At 58.7% G+C, this 25,864-nt stretch carries 19 protein-coding genes; 8 read left to right on the top strand and 11 right to left on the bottom strand.

All coding sequences use genetic code 11. The features are described from left to right. Position 1 precedes the first annotated feature (1 nt). From ACQKP4_RS04540 to ACQKP4_RS04515, 6 genes are all read right to left on the bottom strand, one after another. Positions 2 to 901, bottom strand: a complete 900-nt coding sequence (locus ACQKP4_RS04540; protein ID WP_427630831.1) for a carbohydrate ABC transporter permease — start codon at positions 899 to 901, stop codon at positions 2 to 4. 202 nt (positions 902 to 1,103) lie between these two features. Beyond that, positions 1,104 to 2,414 carry an ABC transporter substrate-binding protein gene (locus ACQKP4_RS04535; protein ID WP_427630817.1) on the bottom strand — a complete coding sequence of 437 codons (1,311 nt, stop codon included), beginning with the start codon at positions 2,412 to 2,414 and terminating at the stop codon, positions 1,104 to 1,106. 239 nt (positions 2,415 to 2,653) lie between these two features. Further along, positions 2,654 to 3,559 (bottom strand): AraC family transcriptional regulator, encoded by a 906-nt coding sequence (locus tag ACQKP4_RS04530; RefSeq protein ID WP_427630815.1) that lies wholly within the window; start codon positions 3,557 to 3,559, stop codon positions 2,654 to 2,656. Positions 3,560 to 3,624: 65 nt separating this feature from the next. Next, entirely contained in the window at positions 3,625 to 4,512 is an 888-nt protein-coding gene (locus ACQKP4_RS04525) for a phospholipase (RefSeq protein ID WP_427630813.1), read from the bottom strand. 144 nt (positions 4,513 to 4,656) lie between these two features. After that, positions 4,657 to 5,952 carry a glycosyltransferase gene (locus tag ACQKP4_RS04520; protein WP_427630811.1) on the bottom strand — a complete coding sequence of 432 codons (1,296 nt, stop codon included), beginning with the start codon at positions 5,950 to 5,952 and terminating at the stop codon, positions 4,657 to 4,659. Between the two features lie 180 nt (positions 5,953 to 6,132). After that, complete coding sequence (locus ACQKP4_RS04515; protein ID WP_427630809.1) at positions 6,133 to 6,498, bottom strand: response regulator; 366 nt, start codon at positions 6,496 to 6,498, stop codon at positions 6,133 to 6,135. A 261-nt stretch (positions 6,499 to 6,759) separates the two neighbouring features. Between ACQKP4_RS04515 and ACQKP4_RS04510 the strand changes: the two genes are divergently transcribed. From ACQKP4_RS04510 to ACQKP4_RS04490, 5 genes are all read left to right on the top strand, one after another. Continuing rightward, positions 6,760 to 10,251, top strand: a complete 3,492-nt coding sequence (locus ACQKP4_RS04510) for a response regulator (protein ID WP_427630807.1) — start codon at positions 6,760 to 6,762, stop codon at positions 10,249 to 10,251. Further along, positions 10,251 to 11,084, top strand: coding sequence for a CheR family methyltransferase (locus ACQKP4_RS04505; RefSeq protein ID WP_427630805.1), 834 nt, complete (start codon positions 10,251 to 10,253; stop codon positions 11,082 to 11,084). The genes ACQKP4_RS04510 and ACQKP4_RS04505 overlap by 1 nt, the downstream gene beginning before the upstream one ends. Next, positions 11,081 to 11,674, top strand: coding sequence for a chemotaxis protein CheB (locus ACQKP4_RS04500; RefSeq protein WP_427630803.1), 594 nt, complete (start codon positions 11,081 to 11,083; stop codon positions 11,672 to 11,674). Before ACQKP4_RS04505 ends, ACQKP4_RS04500 begins: the two co-directional genes overlap by 4 nt. Then, positions 11,668 to 12,849: a hybrid sensor histidine kinase/response regulator gene (locus ACQKP4_RS04495; protein WP_427630801.1), complete on the top strand. Its 1,182-nt coding sequence runs from the start codon at positions 11,668 to 11,670 to the stop codon at positions 12,847 to 12,849. Before ACQKP4_RS04500 ends, ACQKP4_RS04495 begins: the two co-directional genes overlap by 7 nt. Before the next feature lie 77 nt (positions 12,850 to 12,926). Further along, on the top strand, positions 12,927 to 13,304 hold the full coding sequence (locus ACQKP4_RS04490) for a response regulator (protein WP_034146554.1): 378 nt from the start codon (positions 12,927 to 12,929) through the stop codon (positions 13,302 to 13,304). A gap of 31 nt (positions 13,305 to 13,335) precedes the next feature. Here ACQKP4_RS04490 and ACQKP4_RS04485 read toward each other — a convergent pair whose 3' ends face one another. From ACQKP4_RS04485 to ACQKP4_RS04475, 3 genes are all read right to left on the bottom strand, one after another. Next, positions 13,336 to 15,006 (bottom strand): ATP-binding protein, encoded by a 1,671-nt coding sequence (locus ACQKP4_RS04485; RefSeq protein ID WP_427630798.1) that lies wholly within the window; start codon positions 15,004 to 15,006, stop codon positions 13,336 to 13,338. Next, a complete protein-coding gene (locus ACQKP4_RS04480; RefSeq protein ID WP_427630796.1) occupies positions 15,003 to 16,505 on the bottom strand; it encodes an ATPase domain-containing protein in 1,503 nt (500 codons plus the stop codon). Before ACQKP4_RS04480 ends, ACQKP4_RS04485 begins: the two co-directional genes overlap by 4 nt. Before the next feature lie 133 nt (positions 16,506 to 16,638). Next, complete coding sequence (locus tag ACQKP4_RS04475; protein WP_427630794.1) at positions 16,639 to 17,694, bottom strand: tetratricopeptide repeat protein; 1,056 nt, start codon at positions 17,692 to 17,694, stop codon at positions 16,639 to 16,641. 182 nt (positions 17,695 to 17,876) lie between these two features. Here ACQKP4_RS04475 and ACQKP4_RS04470 point away from each other — a divergent pair, with 182 nt between their 5' ends. From ACQKP4_RS04470 to ACQKP4_RS04460, 3 genes are read left to right on the top strand one after another with little or no spacing between them, the layout of a single operon-like run. Then, entirely contained in the window at positions 17,877 to 20,012 is a 2,136-nt protein-coding gene (locus ACQKP4_RS04470; protein ID WP_427630792.1) for an FUSC family protein, read from the top strand. Beyond that, positions 20,002 to 20,202: a DUF1656 domain-containing protein gene (locus ACQKP4_RS04465; RefSeq protein ID WP_427630790.1), complete on the top strand. Its 201-nt coding sequence runs from the start codon at positions 20,002 to 20,004 to the stop codon at positions 20,200 to 20,202. Before ACQKP4_RS04470 ends, ACQKP4_RS04465 begins: the two co-directional genes overlap by 11 nt. A 4-nt stretch (positions 20,203 to 20,206) precedes the next feature. After that, the gene (locus ACQKP4_RS04460; protein ID WP_427630788.1) at positions 20,207 to 21,193 is read left to right on the top strand and encodes an HlyD family efflux transporter periplasmic adaptor subunit; all 987 of its coding nucleotides are present in this window, start codon (positions 20,207 to 20,209) and stop codon (positions 21,191 to 21,193) included. Between the two features lie 55 nt (positions 21,194 to 21,248). Here the strand turns inward: ACQKP4_RS04460 and ACQKP4_RS04455 are convergent, their stop codons facing one another. Both ACQKP4_RS04455 and ACQKP4_RS04450 read right to left on the bottom strand, forming a co-directional pair. Beyond that, a complete protein-coding gene (locus ACQKP4_RS04455; RefSeq protein ID WP_427630786.1) occupies positions 21,249 to 22,670 on the bottom strand; it encodes an efflux transporter outer membrane subunit in 1,422 nt (473 codons plus the stop codon). Then, on the bottom strand, positions 22,667 to 25,849 hold the full coding sequence (locus ACQKP4_RS04450; RefSeq protein WP_427630784.1) for an efflux RND transporter permease subunit: 3,183 nt from the start codon (positions 25,847 to 25,849) through the stop codon (positions 22,667 to 22,669). Before ACQKP4_RS04450 ends, ACQKP4_RS04455 begins: the two co-directional genes overlap by 4 nt. Positions 25,850 to 25,864 lie beyond the last annotated feature (15 nt).

The raw sequence follows: 25,864 nt of genomic DNA, 5'->3' as shown, positions 1-25,864 counted from the left end.
CTCAGGCTTTGTCTGTCAGGTTTTTGCCGATCATGCGCACCAGCACGATGGCCGCGATGTTGGCAATCACCACCGCGATCAAACCGCCGGCGGACGCCATGCCGACATCGAACTGCACCAGCGCCTGGTTGTAGATCAGGTACGCCAGGTTGGTCGAGGCGTAGCCGGGGCCGCCGTTGGTGGTGGTGAAGATTTCGGCGAACACCGAGAGCAGGAAGATGGTTTCGATCATCACCACGACGGCAATCGGCCGCGCCAGGTGCGGCAGGGTCAGGTGCCAGAAGATCGCGATGGGCCCGGCGCCATCGAGGCGTGCGGCTTCTTTCTGTTCCTGGTCGAGGGACTGCATGGCCGTCATCAAAATCAGGATCGCGAAGGGCAGCCACTGCCACGACACAATGATGATGATCGACAGCAGCGGGTAATGCGCCAGCCAGTCCACCGGTTGCGCACCGAAGAGCTTCCAGACGTAGGCGAGAATCCCCGACACCGGATGGAAAATCAGGTTCTTCCAGATCAGCGCACCGACGGTCGGCATGATGAAGAACGGCGAGATCAGCATGACGCGCACGATGCCGCGACCGAGAAACTCACTGGCCTCCAGCAAGGCGCTGATCAACACGCCGAACACCACACTGATCAGCAACACGCTGCCGACCAGCAGCAAGGTATTGGTGGCGCCGGGCAGGAAGCCCGAATCGGTGAGGAAATAGGTGAAGTTGTCCAGCCCGACGAACTCGTTCTCGCCAGGGTTGAGCAGGTTGTAGCGGATCATCGAAAAGTACACAGTCATGCCCAGCGGCACGATCATCCACAGCAGCAACAACGCCACTGACGGGCTGACCAGAAACCAGCCGGGATTGGCCAGCCGGCTTTTGCGCACCGGTTGGGGAATGTCCATTTGAGCTTTGGCAGTTGAAATATTCATGGCGATCAGAACCGATTCGTGCAGATCTATGCAGATCTAATGTGGGAGCGGGCTTGCTCGCGAAAGCGGTGTGTCAGGCAAGTTTGATGTTGGATCAGCCGGCCTCTTCGCGAGCAAGCCCGCTCCCACAGTGATTGTGTTTGGTCCGTGGGAGCGGGTTTTGCCCGCTAAGGGATTACTTGGGATAACCGGCGCGCTTCATCTCTCGTTCGGTGGTTTGCTGTGCGGCAGCCAGGGCCTGATCGACCGTGGTCTGACCGATCAGCGCCGCCGAGAACGCCTTGCCGACCTGGGTGCCAATGCCCTGGAACTCGGGAATGGTCACCAACTGAATGCCGATGTACGGCACGGGTTTGAGGGTCGGTTTGCTCGGGTCTGCGGTTTTCAGCGATTCCAGAGTGACCTTGGCGAACGGCGCGGCGCTCATGTACGCCTCGCTGTAGGTTGAAGCCCGAGTGCCTGGCGGCACGTTGGCGATGCCGTCTTTTTCGGCGACCAATGCGCCGTACTCCTTGGAGGTGGCCCAGGCGCTGAAGGTCTTGGCCGCGTCCTTGGCCTTGGAACTGGCCGGAATCGCCAGTGCCCACGAATAGAGCCACGCCGAGCCCTTGTCCGTGATTTCGTGCGGCGCATAAGTAAAGCCAACACGGTCGCTGACTTTGCTTTGGGTTTTGTCGGTGACAAATGAGCCGGCAACGCTGGCGTCGACCCAGATCGCACACTTGCCGCTGTTGAACAGCGCCAGGTTTTCGTTGAAACCGTTGCTCGAAGCCCCCGGCGGACCGGATTGCTTCATGGTGTCGACGTAGAAGGTCAGCGCGTTCTTCCACTCCGGCCCGGTGAATTCAGGCTGCCATTTCTCATCGAACCAGCGCGCGCCATAAGCGTTGGCGATGGTGGTGATCAGCGCCATGTTCTCGCCCCAGCCAGCCTTGCCGCGCAGGCAAATGCCGTACTGTTCTTTGTCTTTATTGGTGAGTTTGCTGGCGAATTCGCCGATCTGGGTCCAGGTCGGATGTTCAGGCATGGTCAGCCCGGCGTCCTTGAACAGGTCGGTGCGGTAATAGGTGATCGAACTTTCGGCATAGAACGGCAGGGCGTACAGCGTGCCCTTGACCGATAACCCTTCGCGCACCGACGGGAATACATCGTCGAGCGCATAGGCGGCCGGCAAATCCTTCATCGGTTCGAGCCAGCCCTTGGCGCCCCAAAGGGCTGCTTCGTACATGCCGATGGTCAGTACGTCGAACTGTCCACCCTGTGTGGCGATATCGGTGGTCAGGCGTTGGCGCAGCACGTTTTCTTCGAGCACGACCCAATTGAGCTTGATGTCCGGGTGCTCGGCCTCGAAGGTTTTCGAGAGCTTTTGCATGCGGATCATGTCGCTGTTATTGACGGTGGCGATGGTCAGTGTCTGAGCGCCAAGGCTGACGCTGCTGAGGGTCATGCAGGTGAGGGCTAGCAGAGCTTTTACAGAAGGTTGCATCGTGCACTCCTTTTCTGCACCCGGAGGGTTACAGAAGGACAGTTATTGTTTTTGTGTCTTCCGGCCGAGGGAAGAATGTGCACTGATTACAGCCCTCAATTGAGGATTCGACAAATCATCCGTCGCACAAAAACCAATACTTTTTTGCACTGGGGTTTAACGCGAGATGTGCGGGGCAGGGCTTTTTCGGGCGCAAGCGCTATTGAATGTGTATAGGTTTTGCGGGCGTTCTTTTGACGTTAACCGAGGTTTTGCTCGGTCAACCGCTGCACAGCCAGCCGCCGATAATGTGACGGCGTCATGCCTTTGAGTTGCTGAAATCGCCGATTGAAGTTGGAAATATTGTTGAAGCCCGATTCAAAACACACGTCGGTCACCGGTTTGTCGCCATCGGCCAGCAGTTCGCAGGATTTACTGATGCGCAGGCGATTGACGAACTCGATGAAGCAACGCCCGGTGGCTTGCTTGAACACCCGGCTGAAATAGGTCGGCTTCATGCCCAAATGCTCGGCGACTTCTTCAAGCGGCAACTCGCGGGCGTAGTGGGCAAAAATGTAATCGACCGCGCGGTTGGTGCGATCGACGTTGTGTTCGTCCGCCAGTTGCGATGTCGTGGCGCCGGACAGCAGTTGGTAGTCGTCTGACGCCGCCAGCAGTTCAAGCAGAATGAAAAAGTGCCCCAGGCGCGTCACGCCTTTGGTGTCGGCAATGCGCTGCATCAACGTCATGGCCTGGCGGATAGTGCGCTTGCAGCGAAACTCGATGCCGTATTGGGCTCGCTCCAGCAGTGGCGAAAGCGTCTTCAGTTCGGCGAATACCAAGTGGCCGCTTTCGAAGAGCTCATCGGTGAAGTTGACCAACATGTCGCGCTTGGGGACCACCTCGTCCTCGGCCACCTGACTGATCCAGTTATGCGGCAGATTCGGCCCGGTCAGGAACAGGGTTTCCGGGTAAAAGTTGCCGATGTAATCGCCGATGAATACCTTGCCGGAACTGGCCACAATCAGGTGCAGTTCATATTCCTTGTGGAAGTGCCAGCGCACCAGCGGGCAGGGGAATCCGTGCTGGCGATAGATGATGGACAACCCGTTGTGGTCGTCCATCAGTTCGTATGAAGGGTCGGTGACTCTGGCGGTTCGGGTCATGGCAGGGCGCTTTTTTTGTTATCGCTGTCGGATCATGCCCCTTTTGCCGCCCGCACTGCCAGCATTCAATACAGTGGCAACCCGCTGGCGCGTCTGGCGGCTTTTTTCAGATTCGCTGTGCGGCAGTATGAAACGATTTGGGTTTCTTCCATGAAGTCGATGCTGATGATGTTGCTCTTTGCTGCCCAGTCACTCTTAGTCGGATCAAACCACTTATTGAGGTCGTCATGAATATCAACGGGGCCGCCGAGAACGCTGTAACTGGTCGCCGACAGCGACCAGGGTTCCCAGCGACCTGGCGGATTTTTCATCACGCCAGTAATAAACTTTTCCACTTCGCGACTATTGGCCGTATCAATGCCCGACCACTTCCCCTCGATCAAGCGGCAGAACAGGTTTATATCCAGCGCACGGTCCCATGGCGTGGCCACCACGATCCGTTGCCGACGGCTGATTTTCTTGAGCTGACCAACACTAAGATAAATATTTTTAGCGGGGATTATTCGATCACCCAGAAACCTCACCATCATGTCGTTGAAGTACTTGTAATCAAATGGCTTGCCGCCGTTGGTGAGTTCGTGAAAGTCCAGAATGACAAACTCATCGGGGTTTTCGTCCAGGAAACGACTCAGATCGGTTTGCAGGTGGCCCAGCGTGCGGGAGGACAGATAACGGTTATGGTGAAACCTGAACTTGCCGAGCCCTGGGGCATCGGCGTCATAGATCAAGCGGACATCCAGCGCCCGGGACCCATTACTTAACTGGGAATAAAACGAATCATGCTGACAGGCGAGCCAGTGAGCACCGGGAATAAGTGCGTAAGACGCTTTCCAGTCGCAACCCGCGTTATGGGTTCCCGGCAAGCTCAATTCGCACAGCGACAAAGTATCGATGGCCGGCGTGGCCGCCATCCAGTTATTAGGTGCGTATTTATTCTGAACGAAGTTTTCCATTTAAAGCATCCTTGCAGTTGTTGTAAGAGAAGATACAGTGCCGAGCCCGTAATGATTAAGTTCGGCCTGATAGATATAAGATCAATGCTGGAAGTGGTCAATTGCGGTGTTAATTCAAAACATTAGTTGAGCGAGAAAGTTACATCATTGAATGTTTTGGTTTTTCGCTTCGATCCATTGCGCCATGTATTGTGTGCTCTTGTGGTGATGGTGGCGCAACATGCTGCCTGTAAAGTTACTGTTTCTAAGTTGGGCAATGTTTCGTTGGCAGTACCGTAACTTTTCAATCAGTGCCGGGCCATGTTCCGACTGTCGATAACGATCGGCCAACAATGTCTGCCCCAAGGACTGAGCGTTGCTCCAAAGCGCTTGGTCTTCATGCAGTTGAACAGCATGATCGGCGATTTCTTGTGCTGTCCGGGCCACGGCGCCCGGCCAGCGGTGTGCGCCGTGCATCGCTTCGGCACCAATGGGTGTGGTGACCGTGGGGGTGCCACACAGCATGGCGTCCACGATCTTGCCTTTTATCCCGGCACCGAAGCGCAACGGGGCCAGACACACTCGCGCCGCCGACATCACTTGCAAAGCATCCTGCGCCCAGTTCATCACGTGGAAGCCTTTGGCCGGGTTGTGGAGTGCGGTGGCCTTGGGCGGCGTGTAAGCGCCATAAATATGCAGTTGCGCAGTGGGCAGTTGTGCGCGGATCAACGGCCAGATTGCAGTTTTCATCCAAAGCACGGCGTCCCAGTTCGGCGCGTGACGGAAATTGCCGATGCTCAAAAAATGTGCCCGGTCTTCAAACGGCGTTGGCGCTGAACTGGGCAGGTCGACCATCAGTGGGCACCAGTGCAACAGGTTGCGGGACACCTTGAATTGTTCGACCAGCAACTCGATTTCCACTTCTGAAATCATCAGGTTCACGTCACAACGGTACAGCGCAGCAATCTCTCGTTTGGCCAGGTCGGTACCGGCCATCAACTCGAACTCTTCGCCCATTGCCGGTGCAAACAACGCGCTGAAGTCGTTAATGTCCTCGCTGCGCGCCAAATGATCCTTGAGGCGTTGATGTCGGGTGTGTCGCAGACTTTGCAAATCCGAAGTCTCGAGTACGCGCAAAGCGTTGGGACAGTATTTCTCCACACGCCAGCCGAACTGTTCTTCCATCATGAATTGGTCAAACAGCACAATGTCCGGCGCCAGTTGACTGATAAAAGTGTCGAAGCTGGCGTTGTTCAGCTCGATCGGTACTTCGCGAATGCCGAGTGCCGTGAGGTCGGCGCGATGTTCGCCGGTGCCGGCGGGGCTGCTGAATGTGATATCCCAACCCTGCTGCAAAAACGTCTCGAGGATTTGCATCACATGCCCACTGGCCGCCGACGACCGGGGCTCGGGCCAGACGTAACCAATGACCAGGACTTTGGTTGCGTGGGACAGACTCATGGGTATTCCTTGGGGGGCTGATCGGGCAGGGCGCAGGGGCGCAATTAAACCACAGCAAGGGGGCTTTTTGACTGCAACGCGGCTTTCGCCGGGAGTGCGGCTATGGGGTTTTTACTGGTGGTTATATTGGCTGGCACCGTTCCTTTCGGGTTCGGTGCGGGGGAGAGAGGTCAACGGTGATTACTGGGCGTTGAGAATCCCTTTGACCTTGTCCCGCAACTGATCAATGGAAAACGGTTTGCCGATGACCGACATGCCCGCTGGCACGTCGATGCTCTCGGCATATCCGCTGGCGAACAGGATCGGCAATTGAGGGCGCAGCATCCGCGCCTGGATCGCCAGTTCACGGCCATCCATCACCGGCAACCCGACATCGGTCATCATCAGGTCGATGTCCTGGTCTTCATCATTGAGAAATTCCAGTGCCTGTTCGCTGCCATCGGCCTCGAGCACTTTGAACTCCAGTTCCTCCAGGACATCGACGATCAGCATGCGCACGATGGCATCGTCTTCGACGACAAGGATGATGGACGCGTTGGAGGACATAGTGGGCTTCTCAAAGGTTGAATTCACGGTCGCCAGTCGATCGAAATCGCGGGGCTCTTGCATGAGTAAGTGGCGGATAACGACAAGTTCCCGACCCGCTGCAAAAAAGAATAGCCGGCCACGGCGCCGCAAGGATAACCGGTCCATTGCTCCAGAGCAGCTAAATGCAGGATTTTGCGTATATCAGCACTAGAAAATTGGATCAATCTGCCCGTTTTGGGGCAAACTCCGTGGTTTTGAACAGTTCGACAAGGCCTCCCCATGACCACTGCGTCCTCGGTTGACGAGCAACGATTCCGCAAACTTCTGAGCCGTAACATCAGCCTGCCATTAGGCGTCGGCTTGCTGAGCGCGGTGTTCTTCGTCTCGCTGATCACTTACTTGCTGTCGGTGATCCAGTGGGTCGAGCACACCGACCGGGTGATCAATAACGCTAATGAAGCGGTAAAGCTGACCGTCGATCTGGAAACCGGCATGCGCGGCTTCCTGCTCAGCGGCGACGAGCACTTTCTCGACCCCTATGAAACGGCCAAGCCGAGAATTGCGGTCGCGCTCAATACTTTGCTCGAACTGACCGCCGATAACCCGGTGCAAACCGACCGGTTGCGCCGTCTTCAGTCGTTGCAGACGGAATGGTCCACATACGCGCAGTCGATGATCGACCTGCAACGTACCAGCGGTGATTACCGAGGCGCGGTAAAGGCCGGTCGCGGCAAGCGCCTGACCGATGAAATCCGCAAGCAGTTCGAAGACGTGGTCGACATGGAGCAACAGTTGCGCACCACGCGCAATGAAGAAGTGCGCCGGACCACAATCTGGAGCATTTCCCTTTATCTGCTGTTCATCGCCGCCATCAGCGGCTTGCTGGCCTATATCGGTCGCCGGGATTTGCTCACCCTGTCCGAAAGCTACGCCGCCAACTTCGCAGCCCAAAATGCCAGCGCCCAACGACTGGAACAGCAAGCGTGGCTGCGCAATGGCCAGACCGAACTGGCCGAACAGGTATTGGGCCAGTTGTCCCTCAACTTGCTCGGACGCAACATCTTGCAGTTCTGCGCTCAGTACCTGGGCACGGCGGTCGCGGCGATTTATGTCCGCGAGGAACATGGTGGCCTCAAACGCGTGGCTTCTTACGGTTTCTCCCGCGAGCAGGAAGAGCGCGACCAACAGATTTACAGCGGTGAAGGGATTGTCGGCCAGGTGGCGAACCAGGCGCGTCTGATTCGTCTGGACGCCGTACCGAGCGACTATTTCAAAGTCAGTTCCGGCTTGGGCGAAGGCTTGCCGCACAGCGTGCTCGTGGTGCCGACCAGCGATGACGATCGGGTCAACGGGGTGATTGAACTGGGTTTCCTGCGCCCGCTGAACGACCGCGACGTCGAGTTGCTCGAACTCATTGCCGGCAACATTGGCACCTCCATCGAAGCCGCGCGTTATCGCCAGCGTTTGCAGGAAGTGCTGGCCGAAACCCAGCAGCTCAACGAAGAGCTGCAAGTGCAGCAGGAAGAGCTCAAGACCGCCAACGAAGAGCTGGAAGAACAGTCGCGGATTCTCAAGGAGTCCCAGGCACACCTGGAAACCCAGCAAGTCGAACTGGAGCAGACCAACGAGCAGCTCGCCGAGCAGGCGCAGGTGCTTGCCGAGCAGCGCGACGCGATGGACCTGAAGAACACCGAACTCAATCAGGTGCAGACACAACTGGAAGAGCGCGCCGAGGAGTTGCAGCGCTCCAGCAAGTACAAATCCGAATTCCTCGCCAACATGTCCCACGAACTGCGCACACCGCTGAACAGTTCGTTGATTCTGGCCAAGTTGCTGGCGGAAAACCCCCAGGACAATCTCAGCGCCGAGCAGGTGAAGTTCGCCGAGTCGATCTACTCCGCCGGCAACGATCTGCTGAACCTGATCAACGACATCCTGGATATTTCCAAGGTCGAGGCCGGCAAGCTGGAAATGCGCCCGGAAAACACCAGCGTTGCGCGTCTGGTCGATGGCTTGCGCGGGATGTTCGAACCGATGGCCGCCGACAAGCGGCTGAAGTTCGAAGTCGATCTGCAGCCCGGTTCGCCGATGATGCTGTTCACCGACCGCCAGCGCTTGGAGCAGGTGATCAAAAACCTGATGTCGAACGCGGTGAAATTCACCGAAAAGGGCTCTGTGAGCCTGACCGTGGCATCCCAGCCGAATGACGGCATTGCGTTCATTGTTCGCGATTCCGGCATCGGCATCGCCGCCGACCAGCAGGAAAGCATTTTCGAAGCGTTCCGCCAGGCCGACGGCACCACCAATCGCCGTTATGGCGGCACGGGCCTGGGCTTGTCGATTTCGCGCGACCTGGCGACACTGCTGGGCGGTTCGATCAGCGTCACCAGCGAGCCGGGGCAGGGCAGCGTGTTCACCCTCGTCCTGCCGCAGCATTACATCGAGCACGGTGGTCAGCCTGTCGAACACCTGCATCCGGCACCGGTGGCCGCAGCGCCCAAAGTCCCCACGCCCGCTCCGGTGCCGTTGATCGCCGAAGTCGACATCCCGCGTTTCGACGACGACCGCAGTCAGGCGCCATTCGCCACGCGGTGCATTCTGGTGGTGGAAGATGAGTCCAACTTTGCGCACATCCTCTACGACCTGGCGCATGAACTGGGTTATCAGTGCCTGGTCGCCCACGGCGCCGACGAAGGTTACAACCTGGCCAAGGAATACCTGCCGGACGCCATTCTGCTGGACATGCGTCTGCCGGATCATTCCGGGCTGACCGTGTTGCAGCGGCTCAAGGAACACGCCGAGACCCGGCACATTCCCGTCCACGTGATTTCGGTCGAAGACCGGGTCGAAGCGGCCATGCACATGGGCGCCATTGGCTATGCGGTCAAGCCGACCACCCGCGAAGAACTCAAGGACGTATTTGCCCGCCTCGAAGCCAAGCTGACGCAAAAGGTCAAACGCGTGTTGCTGGTCGAAGACGATGACTTGCAGCGCGACAGCATTGCCCGCCTGATTGGCGACGAGGACATCGAGATCACGGCCGTCGGCCTTGCGCAGGACGCGCTCGATCTGCTGCGCACGACGATTTTCGATTGCATGATCATCGACCTGAAGCTGCCCGACATGCTCGGCGGCGACCTGCTCAAGCGCATGTCGACCGAAGACATCTGCTCGTTCCCGCCGGTCATCGTCTACACCGGGCGCAACCTGACCCGCGACGAAGAGACCGAGCTGCGCAAGTATTCACGCTCAATCATCATCAAAGGCGCGCGCTCGCCCGAGCGCCTGCTGGATGAGGTCACACTTTTTCTGCACAAAGTCGAATCCCAGTTGTCCCAAGAACGGCAGAAGATGCTTAAGACCGCGCGCAGCCGCGACAAGGTCTTCGAGGGTCGCAAAGTGCTGCTGGTGGACGACGATGTACGCAACATCTTCGCCCTCACCAGTGCGCTGGAGCAAAAAGGTGCAGTCGTGGTCATTGGCCGGAACGGCCGTGAGGCGATTGAAAAATTGAATGAAGTCGAGGATATCGACCTGGTGTTGATGGACGTGATGATGCCGGAGATGGATGGTTTCGAAGCCACCATCGAGATCCGCAAGGACCCTCGCTGGCGCAAGCTGCCAATCATTGCGGTGACGGCCAAGGCCATGAAGGACGATCAGGAGCGCTGCTTGCAGGCCGGCTCCAATGATTACCTGGCCAAGCCCATCGACCTGGATCGCCTGTTCTCGCTGATTCGCGTGTGGTTACCGAAGATGGAACGCATTTAGTGGAACGCATTACCCCAGTGGAGCGAAGCAGCGAAATCGAACTGCGCTTGTTGATCGAGGCGATCTACCTCAAGTACAGCTATGACTTTCGCGATTACTCGGGCGCTTCGATCAAGCGCCGGGTCAATCACGCCTTGTCGCAATTCGAGTGCAATACCATTTCGGCCTTGCAGGAAAAGGTGCTGCACGACCCGACCGCGTTCATGCAATTGCTGCAATTGCTGACGATCCCGGTCAGTGAGATGTTTCGCGACCCTTCGCACTTTCTGGCGATCCGCAACGAGGTGGTGCCGCTGCTCAAGACGTATCCATCGATCAAGATCTGGATTGCCGGGTGCAGCACCGGTGAAGAGGTCTATTCGATGGCGATCCTGCTGCGCGAAGAAGGCTTGCTGGACCGCACCATCATTTACGCCACCGATATCAATCCGCGCTCGCTGGACAAGGCCAAGCAGGGGATTTTCTCGATGGAGAATGTCCGCGCCTACACTCATAACTACCAGCAGGCAGGTGGCCAGCGATCCTTCGCCGACTACTACACGGCGGCCTATGGCTACGCCATTTTCGACAAGAGCCTGTGCGAGAACGTGACGTTTGCCGACCACAGCCTGGCAACGGATAGCGTGTTCTCGGAAACTCAATTGATTTCGTGCCGTAACGTATTAATTTATTTCAACAAAAAGCTGCAGGATCGAGCATTCGGTTTGTTTCATGAGTCGCTTTGCCATCGCGGATTCCTGGTGCTGGGCAGCAAGGAAACCCCGGATTTTTCGGCCTTCGGCAATCACTTCGAACCGCTGGTCAAACAAGAACGGATCTACCGCAAATCATGAACAGTGACGCGGATTTGCCTTCCATCGAGGCTATCGTGATCGGCGCTTCGGCCGGTGGCGTCGAGGCCTTGCTCAACATCCTCGGCCCGCTGCGCACTGGCTTTGCGCTGCCGATCATTGTGGTTCTGCATTTGCCTGAAGAGCGTCGCAGCCACCTGGCCGAGGTCTTCGCCCGTCGCGTGTCGATGCCTGTTCTGGAAGCTCACGACAAGACCGAGGTTGAAGCGGGCACGCTGTATTTCGCCGGGCCGGGTTATCACTTGTCGGTCGAGCAGGACCGCAGTTTTTCCTTGAGCCTGGAAGACCGCGTGCACTATTCGCGTCCCTCTATCGATTACCTGTTCGAGTCCGCCGCCGATGCCTACGGTCCGCATCTGGCGGCGGTGCTGTTGACCGGTGCGAACCGTGACGGTGCCCAAGGGCTGGCGCAGGTTAAACGTCGTGGCGGCCTGACCATTGTGCAAGATCCGCAAGAGGCCCAGGTCGCGACCATGCCTCGGGCGGCACTGGATTTTCATCAGCCGGACCACATTCTCCCTATCCGCGGCATCGGCCGTCTGCTTGTCGAGCTGGAACGAATAGCATGCTAAGTAACATCCAAGCCAAACTGCTGATTGTCGACGATCTGCCGGAGAATCTGCTGGCGCTCGAAGCGTTGATCAAACGTGAAGACCGCATGGTGTACAAAGCCTTGTCCGCAGACGAAGCCTTGTCGCTGCTGCTGCAACACGAGTTCGCCATGGCCATTCTCGACGTGCAGATGCCCGGCATGAACGGTTTCGAACTGGCCGAATTGATGCGCGGCACGGAAAAGACCAAAAACATCCCGATCATTTTCGTCAGTGCCGCCGGCCGCGAGCTGAACTACGCGTTCAAGGGTTACGAAAGCGGCGCCGTGGATTTCCTGCACAAGCCGCTGGATATTCATGCGGTGAAGAGCAAGGTCAATGTATTCGTCGATCTGTTCCGCCAGAGCAAAGCGATGAAACAGCAGGTCGAGGAGCTTGAACAGGCGCGTCGCGAGCAGGAGGCACTGCTTAACCAGTTGCAGAGCACTCAGCGCGAGCTCGAGCAAGCGGTGCGCATGCGCGATGACTTCATGTCGATCGTTGCCCACGAAGTGCGTACGCCGCTCAACGGCCTGATCCTCGAAACACAGCTGCGCAAGATGCACCTGGCACGGGACAACGCGTCAGCGTTCACCCTGGACAAGATGCACGCCATGGTCGACCGCGACGAGCGTCAGATCAAAAGCCTGATTCGCCTCATCGAAGACATGCTCGATGTCTCGCGCATTCGCACCGGCAAACTGTCGATCCGCCCAAGCCGATTTGACCTGGTGCAACTGGTGACTAACTTGCTGCAAAACTTCGCGCCGCAAATTGAAGCCGCCGAGTGTTCCGTCAGCTTTACGGCCACACAGCCGGTAGTCGGCAACTGGGACGAATTTCGTGTCGAGCAAGTGATTTCAAATCTGCTGACCAATGCCTTGCGTTATGGTGGCAAGAGTCAGATCGACGTTCGGGTTTACGTTCAAGAAGGTCAGGCGCGGGTTGAAGTGCAAGATCGCGGGATCGGCATCAGTGAAGAGAACCAGAAGCGCATTTTTCAGCAGTTCGAGCGTGTCTCAGCCAAAACCGTGGTAGCGGGGCTGGGGCTGGGTCTGTTTATCTCCGAAGAAATTGTCGCCGCCCACGGCGGTTCCATCGCCGTCGAGAGCAAGATCAACGAAGGCGCCTTATTTCGCGTTTGTCTGCCGCTGTAGGAAAACAGCCAGATAAACGCAACCTCTGAGCGACCCCACGGTCGTATCAGCAGCTATTGACCGAACAAAGGCTTCCCATGAGTGAAGATGCACAAGATGTAGTACTCATTGTCGAGGATGACCCCTCGATTCTGATGGTGTTGTCCGCTTACTTGTCAGGTGAGGGTTACCGGGTGCTGCAAGCCGAAAACGGCGAGCAGGCCTTTGAAATACTGGCGAGCAAACCGCACCTGGACATGATGATCACTGACTTTCGCCTGCCTGGCGGGATCTCGGGGGTACAGATTGCCGAGCCTGCCGTGAAGCTGCGACCGGAACTCAAAGTGATTTTTATCAGCGGTTATCCGCAGGAAATCCGCGAGACGGACAGCCCGATCACGCGCAAGGCGCCGATTCTGGGCAAACCGTTCGATCTGGACGTGTTGCAGGAAATCATGCAGGACATGCTTTCGTAATACCCATCAAAGCCCCTGGAACGGGGGCTTTTCAGAGAGTGATCATCTCGCGCACCTTGGCCGTCAGCAGGTCGAAAGTGAACGGTTTGGTGATCATTTGCATGCCCGGGTCAAGGAACCCCCCGCGTACAGCGGCGTGCTCGGCATAACCGGTGATGAACAAGACTTTCAAATCAGGCCGATATTGCCGGCCGATTTCCGCCAGCTGCCGGCCATTCATTCCCGGCAACCCCACGTCGCTGATCAGCAGGTCGATACGTTGACCGGAGTCGAGAATCGGCACGGCGCTGTCGGCATCCCCGGCTTCGACGAAGGCATAACCCAGTTCGCTCAATACCGCACTGACCAGCACTCGCACCGCCGGATCGTCCTCGACGATCAGCACGGTTTCACCGTCTTGCGCATGCGGCGCATGCTGGATGTCGATCATGCTGTCCTGAATCGGCTCGCCGCTGTAGCGCGGCAAGTACAGGCTCACCGTGGTGCCGTTGCCGACTTCACTTTCGATGGTGACGTGGCCGTGAGACTGCTTGCTGAACCCGTAGATCATCGACAGGCCCAACCCGGTGCCCTGACCAATCGGCTTGGTGGTAAAGAACGGATCGAACGCCCGATTGATCGTGCTTTGCGGCATGCCGCAACCGGTATCGGAAACGCGCAGCACCACGTAATCACCCGGCAGCAAGTTGGCATGCGCGGCGGTGAACGTTGAATCCAGATGTCGGTTAAAGGTTTCGACTACCAACTTGCCGCCTTCGGGCATCGCATCTCGGGCATTCAGGACGAGGTTGAGCAGGGCGCTTTCGAGTTGGTTGGGGTCGGCCTCGGCGACCCAAAGGTCGGGGCTCAATTGCATGTCCAGTTGAATACTTTCGTTGATACTGCGCTGCAGCAGCTCACCCATGGAAACCACCAGCGTGTTCATCTCCACCGGTTTTGAATCCAGCGACTGGCGCCGCGAGAACGCCAGCAACCGATGGGTCAAGCCTGCGGCGCGGTTTGCCGACGTCACGCCCAGGTCGATCAGGCCGTCGAGGTCTTCCGTGCGGCCCCGGGCCAAGCGCCGACGCAGCAATTCCAGGCTGCCGATGATGCCGGTCAGCATATTGTTGAAATCATGGGCAATGCCGCCAGTGAGTTGACCGACTGCTTCCATTTTTTGCGACTGCCTGAGCGCTTCTTCGTTGCTTCGCAATTGTGCCGTACGCTCCTCGACCTGTTGTTCGAGGGTTTCCAAGGTGTTTTTCAGGCGCAGCTCGCTCTGGCTCAAGTCGATCAGCCGATCCCTGGCTTCGTACTGTCGTCGTCGCCCGCGCAATGCGGTGGTGACCAGGCTGATCAACGTCTCGGGATGAAACGGCCGCTCTAAAAAGGTTACGTTGCCCAACTGCGGACCCAGACGCGACGCGGGGTTTCGCTCAGGGCCGCCGTGGTGCGTCAGGAGCACAATCGGCAAGTCAGACCAGGCCGGTTGTTGCTCGATCAGCTCGAAAAGTGGCTCAAGATCACACCCCAGCAACGCCTCCGACGAAATCAACAGCAGCCCGGCGCCTTGGCTCAGTTCGTCGCACAGGGCGCCCAGATGCCGGGTCACCACGCCTTCAAATCCCGCCTCGTTGAGCATCATCAGGGCAATTTGGCTGTCGCGTCCGAGCGGCGCGAGAATGATCGCGCGCTCGGACACCGCCTCGACCCTGCTCACCGGTGCTCTTCCTGGAGCAGCGGCTGACTGGCACCGAGGTAGGTGGGCACGCCGCGCAAGACACCCTGGAACGCATCCAGTGGTTCACCGATGGTCATGCCGCGACTGCCAATACGGTATTCGCGAATGGTCGACTCGTGGCTGCCGGTGCGTTTCTTGATGATGGAAATTGCCCGGCGAACCTTGCCCAGGGCTTCGAAGTAACGCAAAAGGATCACCGTGTCGGCCAGGTAAGTGATGTCGACGGGCGCCTGCATGTCTCCGACCAGCCCATGTTGGGCGACGGTCATGAAGGTCGCGGCACCACGGCGATTGAGGTACAGCAGCAGCTCGTGCATGTGCAGCACCAGCGCGTTTTCTTCCGGCATCGCGGCTTGATAGCCGTTGATGCTGTCGATGACTACGGTTTTGATTTGGCGCTCATCGACACAACGCCGGACCCGGTGGGAAAACTCGCCGGGGGACAATTCGGCGGCATCGACTTGTTCGATCAGCAGGTTGCCAGTGTCTTGCAGGGCTTGCAGGTCGATACCCATGTTGTTCATGCGCTCGAACAGCAGGCCCAATTCTTCATCGAAGATGAAGAGGGCGGCTTTCTCGCCTCGGGTCACGGCAGCGGCGGCGAACACCATCGATATCAGCGATTTGCCGGTACCGGCCGGGCCGAGGATCAGCGTGCTGGAGCCGGTCTCGATGCCGCCGCCGAGCAGGGCGTCCATTTCCTTGATGCCGCTGGTCAACTGTTGACGGAGGTAGCCGCCGCGGTGCTCGGCCGCGACCAGGCGCGGGAACACATGCACGCCGTCGCCCATGATGGTGAAGTCATGGAAACCGCCCCGGTATTTCTGCCCGCGATATTTCACCACGCGCACGCGACGGCGTTCGGCGCCATAGTTGGGCGTCAGTTCTTCGAGGCGGATCACCCCGTGCGCCACGCTGTGCACGGTTTTGTCGAGGGATTCGGTGGTCAAGTCATCGAGCAGCAGCACGGTGGCGTCGTAGCGCACGAAGTAATGCTTGATCGCCAGAATCTGTCGGCGATAGCGCAGCGAACTTTGCGCCAGCAAGCGAATCTCGGAAAGGCTGTCGAGCACCACCCGGGTCGGTTTGACCCGTTCGACCACTTCGAAAATCTGCTTGGTGGCTTCGCCCAGTTCAAGGTCCGAGGAGTACAACAGGCTTTGCTGGTGTTCGGCGTTGAGCAAGCTTTCTGGCGGTGTCAGCTCAAAGATATGGATGTTTTCATCCAGCTCCCAGCCGTGGGACAGCGCACCCTGGCGCAGTTCGCGCTCGGTTTCCGAAAGCGTGATGTACAACGAGCGCTCGCCGGCACGGGCGCCGGCCAACAGAAATTGCAGTGCGACGGTGGTTTTACCGGTTCCGGGCTCACCCTCCAGCAGAAACACGTGACCACGGGACAATCCACCGGCAAGGATGTCATCCAGACCTTCAATGCCGGTGGCGGCTTTTGCACTGAACAACTCGTTAGATGTAGACAAAAAATGCCCTCTCATGACTAGGGGAAACGAAGCAGCAGGCCCGAAGTGCCTGAATTGACTGCCTGTTTTACTTGACCCTTGGCCGTGACGACGGTTCAACCTTTTCTATTTTTGGCGGTAATTTTTGGCTTGATCAAAGCCCTTGCTGTAACGCTGGATCGTCCGGATTGAGTTGTTCCAGTTGTGCCAGCAAAATCTGCACATTTTGCAGTTGGCCGCTTTCCTTCCAGTAATTGATCAGCAGCACCCGCGCCTTGCGGTCAGCCGGATGGCGCTGGACGATTTCCTGCAATTGTTTCTGCGCAGCTTCCAACTCCTGCTCGCCATGCAACGTGGTGGCCAGGTCGTAGCGGTAATCTTTGTTGTTCGGGTCGATTTCTACCGCTTTGGACAGGCCGAGCACCGCGAATTCGCTTTGCCCGTGATGCAGCAACCACAGCCCCAGGGCATGTTGCAGGTAGGCGGAGTCGGGCTGTGCCTTGAGCTGTTTTGCCAGCAATAGTCGGGCGGCATCGCTCTGGCCCAGCCGATCCAGCACGTCGATCTGCATCACCAGCGCGGGCAAGTTGCCGGGGTCTAGCTGTAACGCACGTTCCAATGCGCGTTGCGCGTCTTTCAACTCGGCGTTGTGCAGGTGCAGGCGCGCCAGCTGATATTGGTTGTCAGCGCTTTCAGGCTGTTCCTTGAGGACTTGTTCCCACGCATCGATGGCCTGTTGCAATGGTCCGAAATACAACCCCAAATCATCCGGCGACAAACCCAGCAGCGCGTTGATCGCGGCAAACCGCACAGCCTGATCCGCATCATCGAGCAATGGCCCGATCAACAGGCTGCGCTGGCCATTGGGCACCAGGCCACTGACGCTTTTGATCGCGGCAATGCGCACCTCGGCGGCGGTATTAAGCAGGTCCGCATCGGCCAGTTTCAAGGCTTGCGGGCTTGGGTAGTTGGGCAGTTCGGCATGCAGCCACACGCGGCGTTTGGGCGAGAGGTCAGGGCGCCCCAATTGTTGATAAAGCATCCGCGCGGCGCCGGGTTGACCGGCACGCGCCTGGGTCAGCGCTTCGCTGTAGCCACGTTTGATCGCCTCGGGAATGACGGGCGTCGTGCTGCGCATGAAAAACCAGGCGACGGCGAGGGCGAACAGAACGCACAGGCTGATGAGCAAGTAGCGGCGGGACTGGGGCATGCAGGATCCAGGAGCTGGCAAGCTTAAGCAAAGCCGTCAGCTTCGGTCAGCTGACGCTGTGAGTCAAACCCTCACGCGGCTCAATGTTGGCGAATTTGCCTACGACTCGCGTCGACACTGAAACCTCTCAGAGCTTCTCAGCAGTGACTACGCTTGCTGGAGATGACTCGAAGAGTGTTCCCATGCAACCGCTGCTCCAATACTTCAAAGCAATGCTGAACCCTGGCCAAGGGGTGTTGCTGTTTGCCTTGAGAACCATCGCGGCGGGGCTGTTGACGCTGTATCTGGCATTCCTGTTTGACCTCGATCAGCCCAAGTGGTCGATCATGGCGGTGGTGATCGTCAGCCAGCCGCTGGGTGGCATGGCGCTGGCCCGCAGCTTTGGCCAGGTCATCGGCACCACGCTGGGCGCAGTGGCGGCGGTGGTGATCATGGCGATTTTCCCGCAGGCGCCGCTGCCTTTCATTATTACTCTGGCGCTGTGGTTGGCGCTCTGCACCGCTGGCGGCACCTTGCTGCGTTACACCAGTTCGCAGGCGTTTGTGCTCAGCGGGTACACCGCGGTGGTGGTGTGTTTGCTAGCGGTGCCGGATCAGGACGGTACTTTTTTGCTGGCCGTCACCCGCGTTACCGAGACGCTGCTGGCGGTCGCGTGCGTCTGCGTGGTCAGCTTGCTGACCGCTAGGCCGGAAACCGTAGCCCGTAGCTACTTCAAGAAAATCGATCAGGTGATCAAGCTGCTTGCCACCCACGCGGCGGCGGTGATTCGTACCGAAGAAAGCGATGCGGATTTCCACCGCCGGCAGATGCAATTGCTCGGTGAAATCAGTGCACTTGAAGGGTTGCGCCGACATCTGTATTACGACGCACCGCGTTTGCGCAGTGCCAATGGGCTGGTGCAGTTGCTCGGGAATCAACTGGTGCTGCTGACATCGCGACTGACGGCGCTGCGTCACCAGCGCGAGTTACTCAGTGAGCGCTGGGAGGGCGAATTGCCTGAGGAAATACAGCGTTTACGCGCTGAAGAATTGGCGTTTCTCGACGAGTTGGCTCAGCAGGGACGCGGATTGTCGAGCGAGTCCCGCCACCATTTCGGCGTGCTGCAACAGCGTTTCGATGACTTGGCCTATAAAGCGGAACAACTCACCGAAACGATGCCGGCCACTTTGCGCTCGCTGGCGTGGGCATTGCGTTGGGAACAGGCGCGACTGTTGCAACAACTCGAACAGATTCTGGAGTTGAGCGACGCGATTCAGGAGGAGCGTGCGGCGAGTTGCGTGTTCCGGGGACAGGAAAACCCCTTGCACCTGGACTTCACCCTGGCGGCGATGAACGCGGTCCGGGCCTTTACCGCGTTGCTGGTGGCGGGACTGATCTGGATCGAGACCGGGTGGGACGGCGCGCGCGGCGGGATGATTCTGGTCGGCATTCTCTGCTCGTTGATGGCGACGTTCCCCCGCCCGTTGCTGGCAGCACAAAGTTATGCGAGGGGGCTATTCCTGGCACTGATGGCCTCGGCGCTCTATCTGTTCGTGCTGATCCCGTTGATCAGCGATTTCGAGCTGCTCGCGTTGTTGTTGGCACCGTTGCTGTATGCGGTCGCGGTAGGGCTGGCCACTCCGGCCACCACCGGGACGGGCATTGGCCTCGGGCTTTCGACTTTTTTGCTGCTGGGGCCGGTCAACGTCGGTATCGGGCAGAACAGTTCGATCCAGTGGTTCGAGTTTGCCGGCGCGTACATTTGCGCGACCACCCTGGCCTTGAGCGTCTACTCCCTGATCTTTCCGTTCCGGCCGGTGCTGCGAATGCGACGGCTGTTCAAGGAGAACTGCGAGCAGGTCAATGCCTTACTGAAGACCGCGGCGACCGATGAACAGCAATTTGCTTTCGAGAGTCGCATGGTCGACCGGCTGACGATGATGCTGGGCTTGCTGCCGGCGGCCAATGACAAGCGCTCCAGTGAGTTATTTGAAGTCAGCCTCGGCTGCATGGCCTTGGGCGTGGCGTTGAACCAGCTCCGACAACAAGGACAAGGCAACCGCTTGTTGAGTCCCGGACAACAAAATCGCTTGCTGAACCAAGTCAGGGAGACCGGACGGTTGATTGCCGGGCGTCCGGGCATTGACCTTGAGCGGCTGCTGGAAAACCTGCGCAGCTTGGGCGATGAAATGGACGAACTGCAACGGGTGGTGCATGAGCACCTGTGGTCGGTGTTCAGGATGCGTGTGGCCCTGTTGATCGTGGTGTCGTTTCTGCAGCGCTACCGCGATTACTTTCAACGCGCTGACGCAGAAGGGGTACCGTCCCTTGCCCATTGATCTGGAAATAGGCGGCGTCTACCTGCCGCCGATCGCCCAGGCCTTGTTGTTGGCCTTGCCGATTTTTCTGTTGCTGGACTGGATATTGCGCCGCGTCGGCGTGCTGCGCTTCGTCTGGCATGAAGCCTTGTTCGAAGGCGCGTTGTACGCCTGCGTGTGCGCAACGCTGATCCTGGTGATGGGAGCCTGATGCCTTGAAAAAAATTCTGGCCCGATTCGCAACCCTGGCGGTGGTGCTGCTGGCCTTCGTCCTTGGCTGGTTCGCCTGGGAGCATTACACCCGCGCGCCGTGGACACGGGATGCGCGGGTTCGCGCGGATGTGGTGACCCTGTCCGCCGACGTCGGCGGACGGATTGTCAGCCTGGGTGTGCAGGACAACCAGCACGTCGACAAAGGCCAGTTATTGTTGGAGATAGACCCGGCGCGTTACACCTTGGCGGTGGAAACGTCCAAACGTTCGGTTGAAGTCGCCAAAGCCACGCTCGGTCAGTCGCAAGCGGCAATCGTCGCCAGCGAAGCGCTGCTCAAACAGCGGGAAAGTGAAGAGCGTCGTCGCCGTACGCTCAAGCAGGGGTTCGCGATTTCCGGCGAAGAGTGGGAAAAGTCCAACACCGAAGTGGCTGTTGCCCAGGCTGAACTGTTGCGAAATCAGGCCAATCTGGGGCTGGCGCAAGCCAATGTGCAATTGGCTATCGCCGCACTGACCCAGGCCGAACTGGACCTGCAACGCACGCGCGTTGTTGCGCCCGTCAGCGGTTACGTCACCAACCTGTTGACCCGCCAAGGTGACTACGCAACAGCCGGTGAGTCGTTGCTGGCATTGGTCGACAGCGATTCGTTCTACGTCAGCGGCTACTTCGAAGAAACCAAGTTGCCACGCATAGAGCCGGGCGACGCGGTCCGGGTCGAGCTCATGAGCGGCGAGACATTTGGCGGCACTGTCCAAAGCATTGCCTTCGCCATTGCCGACCGGGAAAACATCCCAGGCAATCGGCTGCTGGCCAACATCAACCCCAGTTACACCTGGGTCAAACTGGCGCAAAGGGTGCCGGTGCGCATTGAGATTGACCCGCAGTACGTCAGAAAAAACCGTTTGCGTGCCGGGACCACGGCGACGGTGACGGTACTTGAAAGCGAGCCGGGTAAACATCAGGCCAAAAAAAGCCCCGCGACCGAATGAGGCGCAGGGCTAAAAAAATCGGTTGGTTGCGGCCAACCAAAGGAGCTTTTGAAAATTACTTGCTGGCGACTGTCTCAGGCTGCCAGCCACCGCCAAGGGCTTTGTAAATCGCGACAATGCCGCGATACAAATCGGTTTCGGCCAGGGCCTGGGTATCTTCGGCCGCCAGACGCTCGCGTTGAGCATCCAGCAGGACGAGGAAATCCACGGAGCCTTCGCGGTAGCGAATCTCGGCCAGGTCCGCGGCGGAACGACTGGCTTCGCTCTGACGAATCAATGAGATCAGGCGTTGCTGGCGTTTGCCGTAGTCGCTGAACGCGTTTTCCGATTCTTCCAGCGCCAATAGCACTTGTTGCTCGTAGGTCGCGAGAGCGCCTTCGGCATCGGCATCGGCGCCGCGAATGCGGGCCCGCACGCTACCGAGGTCGAACGCTGCCCAGGTGATGCTTGGGCCCAGTGCCCAGGCATTGGCCGCCGACGAACCGATCTGCGAACCTCGCCCGGCGGTGAAACCGAGGAAGCCGCTGAGGCTGACTTTAGGAAACAAGTCAGCCGTGGCCACACCGACGCGGGCAGTGGCGGAGGCCAGTTTGCGTTCGGCGCTGAGGATGTCCGGACGCCGTTGCAGCAAATCCCCCGGGTCGCCGATCGGCAGCGCCTTGGCAATGGCCGGCAAGTCTTTGGGACTCAGGTCGACGGTCAGCTTGTCCGGGCGTTCGCCCAGCAGAGTCGCGATGCGGTTTTTCTGCCGAACCTGTTCGGCCTGCAATTGCGGCACGCTGGCTTCGACCGACGCCAGGCGTGCATCGGCACGCTCGACGTCCAGTTGGTCGCCGACGCCGGCATCGCGCAGGCTTTCGGTGATCTTGCGCGATTCCTGCTGGTTCTTCAGGTTGGCCACGGCGATCTTTTCGCGCAATTGCGCACCGCGCAGCTGACCATACGAGTCCACCAGTTCGGCAATCATGGTGACTTGCAGTTGGTACAAATCGGCTTCGATGGCTTGCTGTTCGGCGTTGGCCGATTCCAGATTGCGCTGGATGCGGCCAAACAGGTCGATCTCCCACGCCATGTCCAGACCCAGGTCGTAGCGTTCGCTATTGACCCGTTTGGTGGTCTGGCCAGGAATCTGGCCCTTGGCCAAATCACTGCTGGCCCGGCTGGTGATGGTCGGCATGGCGTCATTGCTGATGTCATCGCGAATCGCCCGGGCCGCTTTCCAGCGGGCGAAGGCGACACGCAAATCACGGTTGCCTTGCAGCGATTGAGTCACCAGCTGGTTGAGGGTCGGGTCCTCGAACTGCTGCCACCAGATGCCTTCGAAACGTGAGCGGTCGAAGTTCTTCTGACCGGCAGCGCCGTCGGTGGCCGTGGTGATGTGCGCAGGCTCAGTGGCTGGGATCTTGTAGTCCGGGCCGACGGCACAGGCACTCAGGGCCAGGACCAGCAGGCTCGGAAGAAAGGCTTTCAAGCTCATTGTTGCGACTCCAGTTTCAGGGCCTTGGCCGCTTTGCGCGCTTCGCCGCGCTCCACAAAGTTACGAATCAATACGTAGAACACAGGCGTCAGCAACAGGCCGAAGAAAGTCACCCCGAGCATCCCGGAGAACACCGCCACACCCATGGCGTGACGCATTTCGGCACCGGCGCCGCTGGATAACACCAGTGGCACGACACCCATGATGAACGCGAAGGAGGTCATCAGGATCGGCCGCAGACGCAGGCGGCACGCTTCAAGCACCGCGGCGAGCGGGCTCATGCCTTCGTCCCGCTGTTTGTCCTTGGCGAACTCGACGATCAGAATCGCGTTCTTACAGGCAAGTCCCACCAGTACGATCAGGCCGATCTGCGTGAAGATGTTGTTGTCGCCACCCGACGCAATCACACCGGTAATGGCCGACAGCAGGGTCATCGGTACGATCAGGATCACCGCCAGTGGCAGGCTCCAGCTTTCGTACTGCGCCGCGAGCACCAGGAACGCCAGCAATACGCAGAGCGGGAACACGAACAACGCAGTGTTGCCGGACAGAATCTGCTGGTAGGTCAGGTCGGTCCATTCGTAGGTCATGCCGTTCGGAAGTTCTTCCTTGAGCAGTTTCTCGATGGCTTTTTCGGCCTGGCCGGAGCTGTAGCCGGGTGCCGCCGCGCCGTTGATCTCGGCGGTGATGAAACCGTTGTAGTGCATCACGCGGTCCGGCCCCGAGGTGTCGCTGACCTTGATGAAGGTCGCCAACGGGATCATCTCGCCTCTGTTGTTACGCACTTTCAGCTGACCGATCTGGTCGGGCTCGAGGCGGAACTGCTGCTCGGCCTGAACGTTGACTTGATAGGTACGCCCGAAACGGTTGAAGTCGTTGGCATACAGCGAGCCCAGGTAAATCTGCAGGGTGTCGAAGATGTCACTGACGGCCACGCCGTGGGTCTTGGCTTTTTCGCGGTCGATAGCAGCATCGACCTGCGGCACGTTCACGGTGTAGCTGGTGAACAGGGCGGCCAGTTCCGGAACGTTGTGGCTTTTGTTGATGATGTTCATGGTTTCTTTGTACAGCTCGTCGTAGCCGAGGTTGCCCTTGTCTTCGATTTGCAGGCGGAAACCACCGATGGTGCCCAGACCTTGTACTGGCGGCGGCGGGAAGATCGCCATGTAGGCTTCCTGAATCCCCGCGAACTGACCGTTCAAGGCCCCGGCAATCGCACCAGCGGACATGCTCGGGTCTTTACGCTCATCGAACGGTTTCAGGGTCACGAACACGATGCCGGCGTTTGGACTGTTGGTGAAACCGTTGATCGACAGGCCGGGGAACGCCACTGCACTTTCCACGCCCGGCTGTTTCAGGGCCAGGTCGGACATGCGCTTGATTACGTCTTCGGTGCGGTCCAGGCTCGAGGCGTCCGGCAATTGCGCGAAGGCCACCAGGTATTGCTTGTCCTGGCCAGGTACGAAACCGGTCGGGGTGTGGGCGAAACCGAAGAAGGTCAGCACCATCAGGCCTGCGTACAACAGCAGGGCAATGCCGCTGCTGCGGATAACCCGGGCTACGGTGCCGACATAGCCATTGCTGGCGCGTTCGAAGAACCGGTTGAACGGACGGAACAGCCAGCCGCCCAATAGTTTATCAAGCACTTTGGTAAAGCGATCTTTCGGCGCATCGTGGCTCTTGAGCAGCACAGCGGCCAGGGCAGGGGACAGTGTCAGCGAGTTGAACGCCGAGATCACGGTCGAGATGGCAATGGTCAGGGCAAACTGTTTGTAGAACTGGCCGGTGAGTCCGGAAATGAACGCCGCCGGGATAAATACCGCACACAGCACCAGCGCCGTCGCGATGATCGGCCCGGTCACCTCTCGCATGGCTTTCTTGGTGGCTTCTACGGGCGTTTCTCCCAGCTCGATGTGCCTTTCCACGTTCTCCACCACCACGATGGCGTCGTCCACCACGATCCCGATCGCCAGTACCAGGCCGAACAGTGACAGGGCGTTGAGCGAGAAGCCGAACAAATGCATCACCGCGAACGTACCGATCAGCGATACCGGCACAGCGACCAGTGGAATGATCGAGGCGCGCCAGGTTTGCAGGAACAGGATCACCACCAGCACCACGAGGATCAGGGCTTCGAAGAGGGTGTGAACCACGGCCTCGATGGAGCCGCGCACGAAGATCGTCGGGTCATAGACGATGCTGAAGTCCATGCCTTCCGGGAAGCTTTTCTTCAGTTCGGCCATCTTGTCGCGAACTTCGTTGGAGATCTCGATAGCGTTGGAACCTGGGCGCTGGAAGATCGGGATGGCCACGGCCGGCTGGTTGTTCAGCAGCGAGCGCAGGGCGTATTGACTGGAGCCCAGTTCGACGCGAGCGATGTCTTTAAGGCGGGTGATTTCACCGTTGTCGCCGGAGCGAATGATGATGTTCTCGAACTCTTCCTCAGAAACCAGACGGCCCTGAGTGTTGACCGACAGTTGGAAACTGGTGGCATTCGGTGCGGGAGGCGCACCCAGCGCACCGGCCGCTACTTGGCGGTTCTGCTCACGAATCGCGCTGACCACGTCCGTCGCCGTCAGGTTGCGCGAAGCGGTTTTGTTCGGATCCAGCCACACCCGCAGCGAGTAGTCGCCCATACCGAACAGTTGCACGTCACCGACACCGCCCAGCCGCGCCAGCTCATCCTTGATGTTGAGCAGGGCGTAGTTGGACAGGTAGAGCATGTCGTAGCGTTTGTCCGGCGAGGTCAAGTGCACAACCATCGTCAGGTCGGGCGAGGCCTTGTCCACGGTGATACCGATGCGTGTCACTTCCTCTGGAAGTTTCGGCTCGGTACGGGTCACGCGGTTCTGAACTTGCACCTGCGCGTTGTCCAGGTCGGTGCCCAGCGCGAAAGTGATCGTCAGAGTGATTTTGCCGTCAGCGGTGGATTGCGAGGACATGTACAACATGTTCTCGACGCCGGTGATGGATTGCTCCAGGGGAGCGGCCACGGTTTCACCGATGACTTTAGGGTTGGCGCCCGGGAAGTTGGCACGGACCACAACAGTCGGTGGCACCACTTCCGGGTATTCGCTGATCGGCAACTGGAACAGCGAGATGGCGCCGGCGATCAGGATCAGCAGCGACAGTACCGCTGCGAAGATCGGCCGCGAAATGAAGAATTGGGAAAAATTCATCGGAGTTGTCGTCCC

Origin of the sequence: Pseudomonas sp. NPDC086278 (assembly GCF_050280905.1) — a bacterium.
GTDB lineage: Bacteria > Pseudomonadota > Gammaproteobacteria > Pseudomonadales > Pseudomonadaceae > Aquipseudomonas.
This window is presented reverse-complemented; position numbering and strand designations above follow the sequence as displayed.

Bases quoted from the DNA above. Each gene is read 5' to 3' on its own strand.
- ACQKP4_RS04540 (WP_427630831.1), bottom strand. From the start codon at position 901: ATGGACATTCCCCAACCGGTGCGCAAAAGCCGGCTGGCCAATCCCGGC.
- ACQKP4_RS04535 (WP_427630817.1), bottom strand. From the start codon at position 2,414: ATGCAACCTTCTGTAAAAGCTCTGCTAGCCCTCACCTGCATGACCCTC.
- ACQKP4_RS04530 (WP_427630815.1), bottom strand. From the start codon at position 3,559: ATGACCCGAACCGCCAGAGTCACCGACCCTTCATACGAACTGATGGAC.
- ACQKP4_RS04525 (WP_427630813.1), bottom strand. From the start codon at position 4,512: ATGGAAAACTTCGTTCAGAATAAATACGCACCTAATAACTGGATGGCG.
- ACQKP4_RS04520 (WP_427630811.1), bottom strand. From the start codon at position 5,952: ATGAGTCTGTCCCACGCAACCAAAGTCCTGGTCATTGGTTACGTCTGG.
- ACQKP4_RS04515 (WP_427630809.1), bottom strand. From the start codon at position 6,498: ATGTCCTCCAACGCGTCCATCATCCTTGTCGTCGAAGACGATGCCATC.
- ACQKP4_RS04510 (WP_427630807.1), top strand. From the start codon at position 6,760: ATGACCACTGCGTCCTCGGTTGACGAGCAACGATTCCGCAAACTTCTG.
- ACQKP4_RS04500 (WP_427630803.1), top strand. From the start codon at position 11,081: ATGAACAGTGACGCGGATTTGCCTTCCATCGAGGCTATCGTGATCGGC.
- ACQKP4_RS04495 (WP_427630801.1), top strand. From the start codon at position 11,668: ATGCTAAGTAACATCCAAGCCAAACTGCTGATTGTCGACGATCTGCCG.
- ACQKP4_RS04490 (WP_034146554.1), top strand. From the start codon at position 12,927: ATGAGTGAAGATGCACAAGATGTAGTACTCATTGTCGAGGATGACCCC.
- ACQKP4_RS04475 (WP_427630794.1), bottom strand. From the start codon at position 17,694: ATGCCCCAGTCCCGCCGCTACTTGCTCATCAGCCTGTGCGTTCTGTTC.
- ACQKP4_RS04470 (WP_427630792.1), top strand. From the start codon at position 17,877: ATGCAACCGCTGCTCCAATACTTCAAAGCAATGCTGAACCCTGGCCAA.
- ACQKP4_RS04455 (WP_427630786.1), bottom strand. From the start codon at position 22,670: ATGAGCTTGAAAGCCTTTCTTCCGAGCCTGCTGGTCCTGGCCCTGAGT.
- ACQKP4_RS04450 (WP_427630784.1), bottom strand. From the start codon at position 25,849: ATGAATTTTTCCCAATTCTTCATTTCGCGGCCGATCTTCGCAGCGGTA.